The following is a 1,210-nucleotide window of genomic DNA, read 5'->3' as shown; positions in this document are numbered from 1 at the left end:
TCGCCATCGTCTCACCCAATGGAAAAAGRGCGAGATCCAAGCCAATCAAAAATAAGGCTAAACCAATGATCACGTAACCAAAGCCAAGCAACACTTTCAATGGATTGGTAATTGGCTTGCGTAAAATGGCAAATTGAAAGCCAAAATGATCACCGCTATGGGGACAACATCCAATACGGTGGTGGTTAAAGTAGTCGGTAAAGCCGGTTCGAACTCAATCATGCCAACACCATAGCCGTAGATCATGACGAACATCATGGGCAATAAGGAGGCAAACGCAATTAATGACCAAAACCATCAATCATCGGGTTTCGCCCCTTAATGGATGAAGCGAGCCCCACCCCCAACGCCGTCACAAGGGGAACAGTGATGGTAGACGTCGTGACGCCTCCCGAATCGTATGCGAGGCCGATAATGGTTTCCGGAGCAAACCCCGTCAGCTACCACCACGCCAATGTAGCCACCAATAATCAAATAGTGAATTGGCCAACCTTTTAAGATGCGCAGTACGCCAAGTACTATCGCAGCCCCAACTGACAACGCTACGGTTAAACGCAAGCCGTTGGCATACTCATCCATAGAATCTTCTGTATGGGCAATCATGCCTCCTTCCGCCGCGACTTCTGCCGCTTCATTAGCGACCGCCGGTCAAGGCGGGCTCTGCGATCGTCAGTACCAAAACCAAGACAAAACGCAAAAACCAATCAACCAAAACACACTGCCTTTTCTCGCAAAAGCTTGCGCCGATCGATTCGCCAATGGGAAAGAGCCCCATTTCTAAGCCAAAGATAAAAAAGGTCAAACCGAGGATCACAAGAACAAGAACAAGACCAAAGCCGATGGACAAAATATTGGGTAGTGGCTCTTTGAGTACAACGATTGAAAGAAAACAATCTACCACAACAATGGGACAACAAATCTCTCGCACTTGCCGCAAACGCTTTAAGTAACGCTATGATTGCATTCATCCGCTGTCCTTAGTGTGATTGTCCTTGTTGTAATCATGCTAGAGTTTTTTTTCGTCGCGATGTGATTCGTGTGAAAAGCACAGTAATAATTGGTTACATTTTGACAAGAATGTGACCTTACTCAGAAACAAGGGCAAGATGAACCATTGAACTATCATAGGGTTGGCTGCGTACTTATCTGTGCCATATACTAAATGCAGGTATGGAGGCGTGCATGAAAATACTATTGACTGGTGGAACAG

General features: G+C 46.2%; 2 protein-coding genes and 2 pseudogenes. All 4 read right to left on the bottom strand.

The window, feature by feature from the left end; genetic code table 11:
• Positions 1-222 (bottom strand): annotated as a pseudogene (locus CIK04_RS27910) (DUF1538 family protein); the annotation flags it as partial.
• Positions 223-281: 59 nt separating this feature from the next.
• Positions 282-413 carry a DUF1538 family protein gene (locus CIK04_RS35800; protein WP_369597179.1) on the bottom strand — a complete coding sequence of 44 codons (132 nt, stop codon included), beginning with the start codon at positions 411-413 and terminating at the stop codon, positions 282-284.
• Positions 414-501: 88 nt separating this feature from the next.
• Positions 502-579: pseudogene (locus CIK04_RS35795) on the bottom strand (DUF1538 domain-containing protein); the annotation flags it as partial.
• Positions 580-634: 55 nt separating this feature from the next.
• Complete coding sequence (locus CIK04_RS35790) at positions 635-901, bottom strand: DUF1538 family protein (RefSeq protein ID WP_369597178.1); 267 nt, start codon at positions 899-901, stop codon at positions 635-637.
• Between the last annotated feature and the right edge of the window lie 309 nt (positions 902-1,210).

The sequence above is a fragment of the Vibrio sp. 03_296 genome (assembly GCF_002265885.1).
This window is presented reverse-complemented; position numbering and strand designations above follow the sequence as displayed.